12 protein-coding genes are annotated in these 13,060 nt (G+C 61.9%); 6 read left to right on the plus strand and 6 right to left on the minus strand.

The features are described 5' to 3' along the window. Positions 1-132: 132 nt before the first annotated feature. From GSQ90_RS20765 to GSQ90_RS20780, 4 genes are all read right to left on the minus strand, one after another. The gene (locus tag GSQ90_RS20765; protein WP_158816813.1) at positions 133-1,152 is read right to left on the minus strand and encodes an ABC transporter permease; all 1,020 of its coding nucleotides are present in this window, start codon (positions 1,150-1,152) and stop codon (positions 133-135) included. 13 nt (positions 1,153-1,165) lie between these two features. Next, a complete protein-coding gene (locus GSQ90_RS20770; protein WP_371418420.1) occupies positions 1,166-2,185 on the minus strand; it encodes an ABC transporter permease in 1,020 nt (339 codons plus the stop codon). A 258-nt stretch (positions 2,186-2,443) separates the two neighbouring features. Continuing rightward, the gene (locus GSQ90_RS20775) at positions 2,444-3,928 is read right to left on the minus strand and encodes a sugar ABC transporter ATP-binding protein (protein ID WP_158816814.1); all 1,485 of its coding nucleotides are present in this window, start codon (positions 3,926-3,928) and stop codon (positions 2,444-2,446) included. A 195-nt stretch (positions 3,929-4,123) separates the two neighbouring features. Further along, complete coding sequence (locus GSQ90_RS20780) at positions 4,124-5,125, minus strand: autoinducer 2 ABC transporter substrate-binding protein (protein WP_158816815.1); 1,002 nt, start codon at positions 5,123-5,125, stop codon at positions 4,124-4,126. A 203-nt stretch (positions 5,126-5,328) separates the two neighbouring features. Here GSQ90_RS20780 and xsc point away from each other — a divergent pair, with 203 nt between their 5' ends. The 4 genes from xsc to GSQ90_RS20800 are packed head-to-tail and all read left to right on the plus strand — an operon-like array spanning position 5,329 to position 8,562. After that, the gene (xsc, locus tag GSQ90_RS20785; protein ID WP_158816816.1) at positions 5,329-7,080 is read left to right on the plus strand and encodes a sulfoacetaldehyde acetyltransferase; all 1,752 of its coding nucleotides are present in this window, start codon (positions 5,329-5,331) and stop codon (positions 7,078-7,080) included. 46 nt (positions 7,081-7,126) lie between these two features. Further along, positions 7,127-7,558, plus strand: coding sequence for a YeeE/YedE family protein (locus tag GSQ90_RS20790; protein ID WP_158816817.1), 432 nt, complete (start codon positions 7,127-7,129; stop codon positions 7,556-7,558). Between the two features lie 15 nt (positions 7,559-7,573). Next, the gene (locus GSQ90_RS20795; RefSeq protein WP_158816818.1) at positions 7,574-8,017 is read left to right on the plus strand and encodes a YeeE/YedE family protein; all 444 of its coding nucleotides are present in this window, start codon (positions 7,574-7,576) and stop codon (positions 8,015-8,017) included. A gap of 20 nt (positions 8,018-8,037) precedes the next feature. Then, a complete protein-coding gene (locus GSQ90_RS20800; RefSeq protein ID WP_158816819.1) occupies positions 8,038-8,562 on the plus strand; it encodes a TIGR00645 family protein in 525 nt (174 codons plus the stop codon). Between the two features lie 32 nt (positions 8,563-8,594). On the opposite strand, the gene mepA is transcribed toward GSQ90_RS20800, so the two are convergent. Then, positions 8,595-9,518, minus strand: coding sequence for a penicillin-insensitive murein endopeptidase (gene mepA / locus GSQ90_RS20805; RefSeq protein WP_158816820.1), 924 nt, complete (start codon positions 9,516-9,518; stop codon positions 8,595-8,597). Positions 9,519-9,576: 58 nt separating this feature from the next. Further along, the gene (gene tam / locus GSQ90_RS20810) at positions 9,577-10,371 is read right to left on the minus strand and encodes a trans-aconitate 2-methyltransferase (protein WP_158816821.1); all 795 of its coding nucleotides are present in this window, start codon (positions 10,369-10,371) and stop codon (positions 9,577-9,579) included. A gap of 670 nt (positions 10,372-11,041) precedes the next feature. Between tam and GSQ90_RS20815 the strand changes: the two genes are divergently transcribed. After that, entirely contained in the window at positions 11,042-11,488 is a 447-nt protein-coding gene (locus tag GSQ90_RS20815; protein WP_174247514.1) for a rhodanese-like domain-containing protein, read from the plus strand. 128 nt (positions 11,489-11,616) lie between these two features. Continuing rightward, positions 11,617-13,053 (plus strand): chromosomal replication initiator protein DnaA, encoded by a 1,437-nt coding sequence (dnaA, locus tag GSQ90_RS20820; protein ID WP_246731698.1) that lies wholly within the window; start codon positions 11,617-11,619, stop codon positions 13,051-13,053. Positions 13,054-13,060: the final 7 nt, after the last annotated feature.

A 13,060-nucleotide genomic window follows, 5' to 3' on the forward strand; every position in this document is an offset into this window, starting at 1 on the left:
CGAGGCTTGCCGCCGAGCGCCGCCGTCCAGGTTTTTGATGCAAAATGCGTGCCTTGCCGGAGAGCGCCGGGCGTTTGCGCCTGATGAGGAACTGCTGCCCCGCAACTAGAATCCCGTTGGGCGCGCGGCCGCCTAGCGGCGCAGGCCGCCCAGCCCCTCGCGCAGAACGGCGAGCGCCGTTACGCCGATGATCAGGGCGCCCCAGATCGCCACTGTCAGGAACGGGCTGAAGTTCAGGAGATTGAAGGCGGAGGAAATGACTTGCAGCAGGATCAGCGCCATCATCAGGCCGCCGACCTTGCCAAAACCGCCGAACGGATCGACGCCGCCGAGCACCGCGGCGAGGATTGTCACGAGGAGATAGCTCTCGCCATAGGAGGCGTTGGCGGAATTGAAGCGCGCCATCATGACGAGCGCCGCCGCGACGGCGAGCAGGCTCGACAATACATAGACCTTGAGCGTCACGCGCCGGGTGTCGACGCCTGAATAGCGCGTCGCCTTCTCGTTCGAGCCGATCATGTAGATCTTGTGGCCGAACGGGCTCTTGTTCAGCAGCACGGCGACCGGCGCGCAGAGCGCGAGAAAGATGATCATCGCCACCGGCACGCCGCCGATCACGCCATTGCCAAGGAACACGATCGGGTCGGGGAAACCGGAAATGACATTGCCGCGCGTCAGGCCGATCGACAGGCCCTTGCACATCGTCATCGTGCCCAGCGTCGCCAGGATCGGCGAGACCCCGAGATAGGCGATGACGGCGCCATTAAGGAGGCCGATCGCCGTCGCCACCGCGATCCCAGCGAGCACCGCCATCACCTGCCAGGCGCCCCACATGAATCCCTCCGCGCCGGGCACATGATGGGTGAGGACATAAGCCATCGTCAGCGCGCAGAGATTGGCGGTGGCGATGATCGAGAGATTGAGGCCGCCCGATAGCAAGGCGACCATCATGGCGAGCGACAGGATGCCGAGTTCCGGCAATTGGAACGCCATGGATTGCAGCGCGCCGACGCTGAACAATTGATCGCCGAGCAGCAGGCCGAAGATCAGCAGCAGCGCCAGCAACACCAGCGACAGCACCGTCACCGGGCCGCCGCGCCCGATGCGCGTCAGCAGCGACACGTTTCGCGCTGTTCTTGTATCGGCGCTCATCGATCGTTGCCCATCAGTTGATTGCCTTGGATTGGCGGCGGCGGCGTTCCGACCAGGCGGTGATGGAGACCGCGACAAGAATGATAAGCCCGACGAACAACTGGCTCCAATAGGAGGAGACGCCCACCAGCACGAGGCCGTTCTGCAGGATCGCGAGCAGCGCGACGCCGAGGATCGTGCCCAGCACCGTGCCGACGCCCCCCGCCAGACTCGCCCCGCCGAGCACGACCGCCGCCAGCACATCGAGCTCCTTGCCGACGAGCACCGTCGGCGTCACGGATTGGGCGAGTTGCGCCTGAACCAGCGAGGCGACGCCCGCGATCAGGCCGAGATAGCCATAGACGAGGCAATTGAGCCGGAAGACCTGGAAACCGAGGCGCTGCGCGGCATCCTTGTTGCCGCCCATCGCATAGATCTGCCGGCCCACATTGGTGCGATTGAGAAGAAGCCAGGTGCAGAGAAACACGATCGCCAGCACGAGTATCTGCAGGTTCAGCGCGTAGGGCACGCCGGCCGCATCGTCATATTCGAACCACCAGACGCCGTCGCGGAAATATTTGGGCAGCGAGGTGATGTATTTGCCGCCGCTGAAGAAGATCAGCAGGCCGTAGAAAATATTCAGCGTCGCGATCGAGACGATAATCGAGGATATCCGCAATTTGGTGATGAAGATCGCGTTGATCAGCCCGCAGACGACGCCGACGGCGCCCGCGATGGCGAAGATCGCAAACCAGCCCAAGCCGTAGCTCAACGCCAACGACAGCGCGACATATTGCGCGACCGAGGCGGTGGCGGTGAAGGAAATATCGATGCCGCCGGCGACGAGGACAACCAGCAATCCCGCCGCCAGAATGCCGACGAAGGCGTTCGACGTCAGGAGGTCGAACAGGTTCTGCAAGGTGAGGAAGCTATCGGTCGCCAGGCCGAGGCCGAGGCAGAAGACGATCACGACGACAAGCAGCCAGAATTCGTGGCTGCGGCGAAAGCGCCGCAACGCCGGCATGAAAGAGCGTTGATCCGCCGCGAGAGTCATTGGACGACGCCGTCGCGTCGCAGCGCCGGCCGAGTCGGGGAACTCCCTCCCCCTTTATGAGGGAGGGTGGGGGCTACAACATGCATATATCTCAGCATGCCTGAGCTGTGCTCGCCGCCGTGTTGTATGCATCCCGTGGGGGAAGGCGCGCGCGCAAACCTCACGGATTGTTGTGCCTCACGCAGATTCGCAGAGGTCAGCGCGACCCCCCTCCCTAACCCTCCCCCACAAGGGGGGAGGGGATTCCAGTGCCTGCTCTCACGCATTGACCGCATCCCGCAATTCCGCTTCGCTCGATGCATGCGGGCGGCATTCGCCTGATAGGCGCCCCTGGCGCATGATCAGCACGCGGTCGGCGTGATAGAAGACTTCCGGGATTTCGTCGGAGATCAAGAGAACCGCGACGCCGTTGGCGGCGAGGTTTTTTACGATCTCGTAGATGCCGTCCTTGGCGGCGATGTCGACGCCGACCGTCGGGCTGTCGAGGATCAGCAGCCGCGGCTTGGTCGCCATCCATTTGGCGAGGACGACGCGCTGCTGATTGCCGCCCGAAAGCGTCTTCACAGGATTATCGGGATTGGGCGCCTTGATCGCCAGATCGTCGACGCCGCGCTGCGCGACGCTCCGACGCGTCGCTTCGCTGATGAGCCCGAGCCCGTCGGCGAGCTTGTCGAGGATCGTGATGAGGATATTGGCGGAGATGGGCTGCTCCAGCACAAGGCCAAGGGTCAGCCGGTCTTCGGGAACATAGGCGATGCCTTCGTCGATCGCCTGGCGGTTGGTCCGAAGCGCGAGCCTCTTTCCGTCGAGCCTGATTTCGCCCGACACGGGCGGATTCATGCCAAACAGCGAGAGGGCGAATTCGGTGCGCCCGGACCCGAGCAGGCCCGTCAGGCCGACGATCTCGCCCGCGTGAATGTCGAGGCTCACATCCGCGTAATGGCCAGGGCGCGTCAGATTCTTCACAGAAAGAATGGTCTCGCCGCGCGAAAAATCCTTGTCGCCGGTTTCGTAGGCGAAGGCCTTGCCGGTCATCAGCATGGCGAGCTTCTTGTCGTCCATTTCGCGCGCGCTATAGTCGCCGACCTTGGCGCCGTCGCGCAGCACGGTGACGCGCTCGGCCACTTCAAGCACTTCGTCGAGACGGTGCGAGACGAACAGGGTGCAGATGCCCTTTTTCTTGAGATCGGCGACGAGGCGCAGCAACGCGTCGACCTCGTGGCGGGTGAGCGAGGCTGTCGGCTCGTCCATAATCACCAGCCTGGCGTCGGCCGCCATGGCGCGGCAGATCGCGACGAGCTGGCGGCTGGCGATGGACAGGTCCTCCACCTTGGCGTGCGGATCGAGCGAGACGTCAATGCGCGCCATCGCCGCCTGCGCCGTTTCATGGATGGCGTCCCATTTGACCAGATGCAGCCCGCCGAGATGACGCCCAACGGCGATGTTCTCGGCGACGGTGAGATTGGGGAACAGCGAGAGGTCCTGATAGATCACCTGGATGCCGCGAGCGGTCGATTGCACGGGATCGAGATGCGCATATTCGCGCCCCTCGATGACGATGCGCCCGCCGGGCTCCGGCCGCTGCACGCCGGCAATGATCTTGATCAAGGTCGACTTGCCCGAACCGTTTTCGCCGACAAGGCAATGCACTTCGCCCGCCTCAAGCGACATGTCGACGTCGCGCAAGGCGTGGACGCCGCCAAAGCGCTTGGAAATGGCATGCAGGTCGAGGAAATTCGCCAAGCGGATCAGCCCTTGCCGTCTTGCAATAATCTCGGTGTCGATGGCAGGGCTCGATCGAAGCGATCAGCCGTCATTGCGAAAGAGGGGCGCGACGACGGCCGGCCGGTTCCACTAAAAGTCATCCCGCACTTCTATACTCACAGCCCCGAAAGCGCCGCGGGCGGTGAAGCCCGCCCGCGGCGTTCGGCGCAATGCTTACAGACCTCCGGCGATCAGGCCGTCGATCGTTTCGTGATTGATCCGCATGATCTTGTCGACCTTGATCAATTTACCGGGCACATCGACCGCGGCCTTGCCGAGGCCGGGAATCTCGACGCCGTCCTTGATCTCCTTGCCGTCGAGCACGAGTCTGGCGACAGCGACCATCGCATAGCCCGCGTCCGTCGGATTCCACAGGAAACCCTCACGGATGATGTCGTCGGCGATCAGATCCTTGGCCTGCGAGGGCAGAACCGTGCCCACGACCGCGATCTTCTTGCCCAGGCGCTTCTCCCTCACCGCATTGCCGGCGCCAATCGGGCCGTTGGAGCCAAAGCCGAGAATGCCCTTCAGGTTCGGATAGGCTTTGATGACGTCGAGCGTCGTCTTGTAGGAGGTATCGATTTCGTCGGCGCCAGGGAAGCGGTCGGCGACCAGCTTCATCTTCGGATAATGTTCCTTCTGGTAGGCGATCGCTGCGTCCGCCCATTTGTTATGGAGCGGCGTCGTCAACGTGCCGACGTAGACGACATAATCGCCTTCCTCGCCCATATCCTTGGCGATGCGCTGCATCTGCACTTCGCCAAAGCGCACCGAATCGATCAGTTCGACGTTCCAGTCGCGACCGTCCTGTTCCGGTCCTTCATGCGTGATGACCTTGATGCCGGCGGCCTGGGCGCGCTTGAGCACGGGCTCGCAGACTTTCACGTCGAGCGGCACGAGGCCGATGACGGTGACTTTTTTGGCGATCAGGTCTTCGAGCAGCTTCACCTGCTGGGCGGGATCGACATTGGCGGGGCCAACCATGGTCGCGTCGATGTTGAAATCCTTCGCGCCCTTCAGAATGCCCTTCTCCACTGCGTTGAACCAGGGAATGCCAGCAATCTTGACGACCGTGACCATCGTCGGCGTGGCGGCCCATGCGATCGTCGAGGTCGCGCTCGCTACGCCCGTCAGGGCGGCGCTCCCCAAAAGCTTCAAAGTTTCGCGTCTGTTCATTTGTTTCCTCCGGTGGCTCACGCTTTTTCGCGCGGAGCAATTTTTGTATTCAGTGCGTCTTAGATTGACCGCCCCGGAACCGTTTGACAAGAGCCGTCGTCGTATCGATGGTGTGAGGATGAAGGGTCGCGCCGCCATTGCGCGCTATGACATGGCGCACTGGCGCCGAGCGCCGTCATAACCGACCTCAAGCGAGGAAACCCATGCCGCGCATGTCCGCCAGCGAAGCTTTTGTCGAGACGCTCGTCGCCCAAGGCGTCACCGATGTCTTCGGCATTGTCGGTTCGGCCTATATGGATGCGCTGGATTTGTTTCCCGCCGCCGGCATCAGGTTCATCCCGACCGTTCATGAACAGGGCGCGGCGCATATGGCGGACGGCTATGCGCGCGTGTCGGGACGCCACGGCGTTTGCATCGCGCAGAATGGACCTGGCGTCACCAATTTCGTCACCGCGATCGCCGCCGCCTACTGGGCGCATACGCCGGTCGTCGCGATCACGCCGGAAACAGGAACCGGCACGATCGGCCTTGGCGGCTTTCAGGAGACCGAGCAATTGCCGATCTTCTCGAAGATCACCAAATATCAGGCGCATGTCTCCAAACATCCGCGCATGGCCGAATTGCTGATGCGTTGCTTCGATATGGCGATGTCCGAACGCGGGCCGACGCAATTCAATATTCCGCGCGACAACTTCTACGGCGAGGCCGATTACGAAATCCTCGCGCCAAAAAAAATCTTGCGCGGCGCCGGCGCCGACGAAAGCCTCGATGAAGCCGCCGATCTCCTGGCGAGCGCCAAATTTCCGGTGATCGTGTCGGGCGGCGGCGTCATTATGGCGAACGGCATGCGCGAGGCGGTGCAGCTTGCCGAACAATTGCAGGCGCCGGTCGTCAATTCCTACCTGCACAATGATTCCTTCCCGAGCGATCATCCGCTCTGGGCGGGGCCGCTCGGCTATCAGGGCTCGAAAGCGGCGATGAAGCTAATCGCCGAGGCCGATGTCGTGCTGGCGCTCGGCACGCGGCTCGGGCCGTTCGGCACCTTGCCCCAGCATGGCATGGATTATTGGCCCAAGGGCGCCAGGATCATCCAGGTCGACAGCGATCATCGCATGCTCGGGCTGGTCAAGCAGATTTCCGTCGGCATTGTCGGCGACGCGAAGGAAGCGGCCAAGGCTCTATCCTATCGTCTCGCCAATCGTCGCCTCGAATCGAGCCTCAATGCGAAAGAGCGACTCTCGCGCATCGCAAAGGAGAAACAGGATTGGGAGCGCGAACTGACCGATTGGGTCCAGGAGAATGACGATTGGTCGAAGGAAGTCTCGAAGGGCTCCCCTTATATGCATCCGCGCCAGATGCTGCGCGAACTCGAAAAGGCGATGCCGGGCGATGCGATGGTCTCGACCGACATCGGCAATATCTGCTCGATCTCCAATTCCTATCTGCGCTTCAAACAGCTCCATTCGATGTTCGCGGCGATGAGTTTTGGCAATTGCGGCTATGCGCTGCCGACCATTGTCGGCGCCAAGGTCGCCTCGCCAAAGCGCCCGGCGGTCGCCTATGTCGGCGACGGCGCCTTTGGCATGAGCTTTGGCGAGATATTGACCTGCGTGCGCGAGAACATTCCCGTCACCGCTGTCGTGTTCCACAACAAGCAATGGGGCGCGGAAAAGAAGAACCAGGTCGATTTTTACGCCAACCGTTTCCTCGGCGTGAACCTGACCAATCCGAGCTGGGCGGAAGTCGCGCGGTCGCTGGGCGCCGAGGGCGTGACCGTCGACAAGCTCGGCGATGTCGGCGAGGCGCTCGATAAGGCCTGCGACGCGCAAAAACGCGGCAAGACGACCATCATCGAAGTCATGGTCACCCAGGAACTCGGCGATCCCTTTCGCCGCGACGCGCTGAAAAAGCCGCATCGGCTGCTGGATAAATATCGGCATACGAATGTCGCTTGAACAATGATGGTTCTTCCATAGAGTCAGTCACGGGAAGGAGCCGACCATGACACTGGATTGGGCGCATTTCACGCCGTGGTCTTCGCTTGGCGGCGGGCTGCTGATTGGTCTGGCGGCAAGCATCCTTATCCTTGGTGCTGGTCGCATCATGGGCGCGGCGGGCATTGTGGGCGGCGTCGTCGATCCGCGCCCCGGCGATGTCGGCTGGCGGCTTTGGCTGATCGCCGGCCTGCTGCTCGCGCCAACCGCGCTCGCGTTGTTTTCGGCGGCCAAGGCGCCGTTGATCGAGGCTTCGTGGCCTGTGCTCATCATCGCCGGCTTGTTGGTTGGCTTTGGCACACGGCTTGGATCGGGTTGCACCAGCGGCCATGGCGTCTGCGGCGTGTCGCGCCTCTCGCCGCGCTCGATCACGGCGACCGGGCTGTTCATGCTCACCGGCTTCGCCACCGTCTTCCTCGTCCGTCATGTCCTGAGCTGAACAGCGAGCAAACCCATGCGCAACATCATCGCTCTCGCGGTCGGCCTGATCTTCGGCGCCGGCCTTTGCCTTTCCGGCATGACGGAGCCGGCCAAAGTGCTCGGCTTTCTGGATCTTGCGGGCTTATGGGACCCTTCGCTGGCCTTTGTGATGGGCGGCGCGATCGCGGTCGCGCTTGTCGCTTTCGGTCTGGCGAAACGGCGGCGCTTCGCTCTCGATGGCGAAGCCATGCAAATGCCGACGGCCCGCGCCATCGATCCGCTGCTCGTCGCCGGCAGCCTCATTTTTGGAATCGGCTGGGGTCTCGCGGGAATTTGCCCAGGCCCCGCGATTGTCGACGTCGGATTTCTCAATTCGCGTGCGCTTGTGTTCGTTGTGGCGATGGCGGTCGGCATGCTCGCCCAAAGACTTGTCGGGCTGCGCTTGCCCGCGCCGGGTCCGATCGGGCAAGATGCCTGAAGGCGTCCCGGATTAGTCTCATGATCGAACGTATTCTTGAACGAGTTTTATTCGCAAGCCGCTGGCTGCTCGCGCCATTTTACTTCGCGCTCGCCCTGGGCCTGCTGGCCCTGATGGCCAAAGCCTGCCAGCGCGTTTACGAATTCGCCGTCGGGTATATGAATCTCAGCGAAGCGGGCGTCATCCTCGCCGTGCTCGCCATCGTCGATCTGACCTTGACCGCGTCGTTGATCGTGATCGTGATCTTCTCGGGCTATGTGAATTTTGTTTCGCGCATCGACATTGCTGAGCACAAAGACTGGCCGCAATGGATGGCGAGCATCGATTTCAACGAACTCAAGCTTAAATTGATGTCCTCGATCGTCGCCATTTCAGCGATCAAATTGCTCGAGTCCTTCATGGAAGTTGGCCACCAATCCGACCGCGATCTTTATTTCCTGGTCGGCATCCACCTGACCTTCGTCGCTTCCACGCTGTTTCTGGCCCTTTCCGATCGGCTCGGGCATGGCGGCGGCGAGGCGCACGGCGGGGCCGCGAAGGAATAGAGCGCGCGCGTCAGGCGCTCGCTATGCCGCTTTTACTTCTCCAGCACCACCTGCCGGCACTCCGGCGGCATCTGGGCGAGCGTCAGCGGCGGCTTCGCCTTGGCGTTTGGATCGGCTTTGGGATGCAGAACCTCGTCGGTGAACCACCAGGCCAGCGACTTGTCGCAGCCATCGCCCGGCGGAACCGGTTCCTGCGCCTGGCATCCGGTATCGCCCGCCGGGCAGGCGATGCGGACATGGAAGTGATAATTGTGCCCCCAATAGGCGCGCACTTTATTCATCCAGGGCGCGCCGCGCGCGGTTTCGCACAAGGCCTTCTTGATCGCGGCGTTGACGAAGATGCGCTCGACCTCGGGCTCTTCGGCGGCCGCCTGGATGATGCCCGCCTGGCCTGCCGTCCAATGCGCGCGATCGACGCTCAATCCGTCGTCGGTCACCATATTGACGGCGGACATTTCCTCGCGCTCGGCGCGCGTCAGCGTGCGGTCGGGCATCGGCGTCAGCCAGATGTCGGCGTCGAGGCCGACCTGATGCGAGGCGTGACCGGTCAGCATCGGGCCGCCGCGCGGCTGCGAAATATCGCCCACCAGAATGCCGGGCCAAATGCCCTTTTGCGCCGCCTTCTTCGAGAACCTCTCCAGGAAGGATATCATCGCCGGATTGCCCCAGTTGCGATCGCGCGACAGGCGCATCACCTGCCATGTCTCGCCATCGACCGGAAGCGCCTTGGCGCCGGCGAGACAACCGCGCGCATAAAAGCCGATCGAGCGCGACTGCAGTTCCGTCGGCGTCAGCGACCGGCCAAAAACCTCCTTGGCGGGAAGCTTGGGATCGCCAGGATTGGCGAGCGGGGGCAACGGGGTGGGATTGAGGCTGCCCTGGTCCTGCGCGCGCGCCCCGCCTATGGCCACGCTGATCAAACCCGCCGCGAGCGCGATACGAAAATATGCAGACATGACGGTCTGGTCCTCTTACTGCGCCGGCCGAGTTTGCGCGGCGAGCGTTAACGGATCGTCAACCATGCGTTCTGGCTGCGTCGCCCCGAACCGCCACAATGAAAAGGCGCGGAAAAGGCAGCAGCGCGCGCCCGTCGGCGAGCGTCGGATAAGCCATGGCGATCTCGTCGCGATATTGGACGAGAAAGGCTTGTCTCTCGTCCGGCGAGAGTGGGTCGAGAAACGGCCGCAGGCCCGTTCCCTTGACCCATTCGACGATCGCGTCCGGCCCGCGCAGCGGGTGAACATAAGTCGTGCGCCATACATCGACATCGGCGCAATGGGGCGCCAGCGCCGCATAATAATCGGCAAAGGCGCCGATGGTTTCGCGCGCCGCGCTCGCGCCGCCGAGCTTGTCGCGGAAAGGCGCTCGCGCCGCGACCTTGCGCATCAGAACATGCGAAGGCTCATCGAAATTGTCGGGCATTTGCACCGCGAGGCTCCCGCCCGGCGCGAGTTGGGACGTCAGGCGGACCATCAGGTCGATATGACCGGGAATCCATTGCAGCACGGCGTTGGCATAGATCAGATCGAGAGGTTCGGCCCCACGCCAATGCGCGACATCGGCCTTTTCGAAGGTCACGCGCGGCAGCCGCGCGCGCGCTTTGGTCAGCATGTCGTCGGACGTGTCGAGCCCGAGAATGTCGGCGCGCGGAAATCTCTTGGCCAGAAGCTCGGTTGAGTTGCCGGGACCGCATCCAAGATCGACGATCCGCTCCGCGGCATGATTGGCGACGCGGGCGAGGAGATCGAACGCGGGCCGCGTCCGCTCCGCTTCGAATTGCAGATATTGCCGCGCGCTCCAATCTTCCAAGACGCTTCTCCGATTGACAGAAACCTGTTCTGCGCGACGCTTACGCCCAACGCCGAAAAAGTTTCAACGCCGCGCATAAAATTTTTGAATTTTTTTCAATGCGACAGAATTACAACGAATTTATTAGCATTAATTTTTCGTTTCGACAGAGCGCTTTGAGCGCGCACGCAAAACGTTCATGATTCAATGCGTTGCGGGCTAAGGCGCAGCGGGGGCTATCGCTAGACGCGGTTCGGCGTGAAATTTGACTCATTGGCGTCAAAAAATCATGGAATTTTCGGACCGCCGATTGGTGCGGCGCAAGATGTAAAACTTGCCCTCTTTATAAGGCCTTGCGATAACACAAAATTGACATGATCAATGCGGTCGCCGCATCTTCGCCACAAACAAGACACTTTTATTGCAGCCCGTGTTGCCCCACCTGAGGCTGCATGCAATATTCCTTAAACGAAAAGCAATCTCCTGTTGGCGATCGCGACTTGAGCGAATAGTATGTTTCCAGGACAAAGAAAGTGTCGATGCAGCGCGAATTACCCAGTGTATCCAACAGTTACCCTGGTATTTATACGTAACTGATACAATTTCTGGGCGCGCCACTAGGCGTTTTCACTTAAGGTTTCCATTAATAAGCACTAAAATCACCACAGTGCGGGCTGTGGAAGGAGAGGCCATGTCTACCCAATTGCCCAATGGATACGCCGGAGACGTATCCGCCGCCGACGCCTATTCGATGCTCGAAAGCGATAAATCCGCGGTTCTGGTGGACGTCCGCAGCAAGGCGGAATGGACGTATGTCGGCGTACCAGATTTGTCCGAAATCGGCAAGGAAACGATCTTCGTCGAATGGCAAGAATATCCTGCAATGAAAGTCGCGGCGGATTTCGCGCCGCATCTTCTGGAGCTTCTGCGCGCACGTGGGGTTTCCGCCGCGGCTCCGCTGTTGTTCCTGTGTCGCTCCGGCGTGCGTTCGCGCGCCGCGGCGATCGCTTTGACCCAAGCGGGACAGGAGCATTGCTACAATATCGCGCAAGGTTTTGAGGGACCGCTCGACGATAAACAGAAGCGCGGCGCCGTCGATGGCTGGAAAGCCCGCGGTCTGCCCTGGGCGCAGTCGTAATCCAATCGTCTCGTCCCTTCGCTTTGCCTGCGGTCCGCATTGCGTCCGCGCTCCACCCCCATAAAGAAAAGAATCATGAAATGTCACATACGCAGCTCCTTGAGGAACCGCGGTCGACGGGGCGTCAAATGAACAGCCTCGATGAACCCTGGAAGCGTTGCAGTTCCCGGCTGAGAGCGGAACTTGGCGAAGATATTTTTACGAGCTGGTTCGGTCGGCTTGAGCTGGAGGCGGTCGCCGACGGACGCGCCAGCTTCACCGTTCCGACCCGCTTCCTCAAGAGCTGGATCGAATCGCATTATCTCGATCGGATTCTTGCGGCGCTTAATGCCGAAATCGGCGGGATCGTCGATCTGGCCATCGCTGTGCGCTCATCGACGCACGCGCCGGCTTGCGGCGCCGGCCCAGCGGTTGCGCGTGAGCCGCGACAGGCCGAATATGTCGCCGCGCCGCCCCGGGAGGCCGCGACGGCCTCGCGCGAACTCGCGCGCCGCAACGAGGTCGCGCCGGCGCAGGATTCGCTATCGGGCTCGCCGCTGGACCGACGGCTCACGTTTGCGACGTTTCTGGTGGGCCGCTCGAACCAGCTTGCCTATTCGGCCGCGCGGCGCGTGACCGAGGCGAAGGTGGGGCAAATGCCCGCCTTCAGCCCGCTCTATATCCATGCGGCGGTGGGGCTCGGTAAAACCCATCTCTTGCAAGCCCTCGCCCATTCCGCTGTGAGCCAGGGACGGCGGGTCATCTATCTCACGGCCGAGAAGTTCATGTATGGCTTCGTCGCCGCGCTCAGGGCGCAGACGGCGATCGCTTTCAAGGAAAGCCTGCGCGCGATCGACCTGCTTATCTTCGACGACGCGCAGTTTCTGCAAGGCAAATCGATTCAGACCGAATTCTGCCATGCGCTCAATGCGCTGGTCGATGCGGGACGACAGGTCGTCGTCGCTGCTGACCGGCCGCCCGGCGATCTCGAGGCTCTCGAAGAGCGCGTGCGTTCGCGGCTCGCGGGCGGACTATGCGTTGAAATGGGCGGCCTCGACGAGCCGCTGCGCATTAAAATCCTTGAGGCGCGCATCGCCGCCGCGCAAGTCACGCAGCCTAATTTCGAAGTGTCGCCGACCGTCCTCGCCTTTGTCGCGCGCACCCTCAATTCAAACGGGCGCGATCTCGATGGCGCCGTCAATCGCCTGCTCGCCCATACGACGCTGACGGGCGCGGCGCTCAGCGTCGAGACAGCGGAGATTGCGATCCGCGATCTCGTGCGCACGCATGAGCCCAAACGCGTCAAGATCGAGGAGATCCAGAAACTGGTCGCCAGCCATTACAGCGTGACGCGCGCCGATATCCTATCCTCGCGCCGCACCGCGACTGTCGTCAAGCCAAGGCAGATCGCGATGTATCTGGCGAAAACCTTGACGCTGCGCTCGCTGCCCGAGATCGGGCGTCGCTTCGGCGGCCGCGATCACACGACCGTTCTGCATGCTGTGCGCAAGATCGAGGGCCTGTCGCATGCGGATCGATCCCTGAACGACGAGCTTGAGCTGCTCAAGCGCATGCTGCAGGATTAAGTCAGGC

Origin of the sequence: Methylocapsa sp. S129, assembly GCF_009765995.1 — a bacterium.
In the GTDB taxonomy this organism is placed as follows: domain Bacteria; phylum Pseudomonadota; class Alphaproteobacteria; order Rhizobiales; family Beijerinckiaceae; genus Roseiarcus.

Coding starts and splice junctions, on each gene's coding strand:
- GSQ90_RS20800 (WP_158816819.1), top strand. CDS start 8,038: ATGATCGAACGTATTCTTGAACGAGTTTTATTCGCAAGCCGCTGGCTG.
- mepA (WP_158816820.1), bottom strand. CDS start 9,518: ATGTCTGCATATTTTCGTATCGCGCTCGCGGCGGGTTTGATCAGCGTG.
- GSQ90_RS20770 (WP_371418420.1), bottom strand. CDS start 2,185: ATGACTCTCGCGGCGGATCAACGCTCTTTCATGCCGGCGTTGCGGCGC.
- xsc (WP_158816816.1), top strand. CDS start 5,329: ATGCCGCGCATGTCCGCCAGCGAAGCTTTTGTCGAGACGCTCGTCGCC.
- dnaA (WP_246731698.1), top strand. CDS start 11,617: ATGAACAGCCTCGATGAACCCTGGAAGCGTTGCAGTTCCCGGCTGAGA.
- GSQ90_RS20765 (WP_158816813.1), bottom strand. CDS start 1,152: ATGAGCGCCGATACAAGAACAGCGCGAAACGTGTCGCTGCTGACGCGC.
- GSQ90_RS20780 (WP_158816815.1), bottom strand. CDS start 5,125: ATGAACAGACGCGAAACTTTGAAGCTTTTGGGGAGCGCCGCCCTGACG.
- GSQ90_RS20815 (WP_174247514.1), top strand. CDS start 11,042: ATGTCTACCCAATTGCCCAATGGATACGCCGGAGACGTATCCGCCGCC.
- GSQ90_RS20790 (WP_158816817.1), top strand. CDS start 7,127: ATGACACTGGATTGGGCGCATTTCACGCCGTGGTCTTCGCTTGGCGGC.
- GSQ90_RS20795 (WP_158816818.1), top strand. CDS start 7,574: ATGCGCAACATCATCGCTCTCGCGGTCGGCCTGATCTTCGGCGCCGGC.